General features: G+C 63.4%; 1 pseudogene. It reads left to right on the forward strand.

Annotated elements, in window-relative coordinates:
* Positions 1–180 precede the first annotated feature (180 nt).
* A pseudogene (locus BMI01S_RS36580) lies at positions 181–656 on the forward strand (IS21 family transposase); the annotation flags it as partial.

Consider the following 656-nt stretch of genomic DNA (forward strand, 5'->3'; position numbering starts at 1 on the left):
AGCCCGATTCACCGCCAAGTGGGGGGCGACAATTATGTTGGCCGGTCGTTGACGTTTGTTTTGGCCGGTGGTGAGGAGTCGGAGGCGGCGTAGCCGCCGGAGACGACGAACCACCGGCGGCGCCGCGTCGGCGGGGCAATAGGATGGCTGATCGATTCTTAAAGAAGAAGCGGTCAGCACATGTCTGGAACCCGCATCACCGACCAACAGGTTCGCCTCTATATGAACAAGCGCAAACACCATCCGCAGGAAGTCGCGGCCGCCAAGGCGGGGATAAGCGTGCGCAGCGCACGCCGCATCGAGCGTGACGCGACGTTGCCATCCCAGAAGCCGCGACGCTCCTGGCGCACCCGTCCCGATCCGTTCGCCGATGTCTGGGACAGCGAGGTCGTGCCGTTGCTGCGCAACGCTCCACATCTGATGGGCATCACGATCCTGCGCAAGCTGCAGGATGATCACCCGGGCAGCTATCCCGAGAGCATGCGTCGCACGCTGGAGCGACGCATCTCTCAATGGCGGGCGATCGAAGGTCCCAGCCAGGAGATCTTCTTCCCCCAGGAACATCAACCCGGCGTGCGCGGGCTGTCCGACTTCACCGATATGAGCAAGCTGTGCGTGACGATCGGCGGCGCACCGTTCGAGCACCGGCTGTATCA

The sequence above is a fragment of the Paraburkholderia mimosarum LMG 23256 = NBRC 106338 genome (assembly GCF_000739815.1).
Taxonomy (GTDB): Bacteria; Pseudomonadota; Gammaproteobacteria; order Burkholderiales; family Burkholderiaceae; genus Paraburkholderia; species Paraburkholderia mimosarum.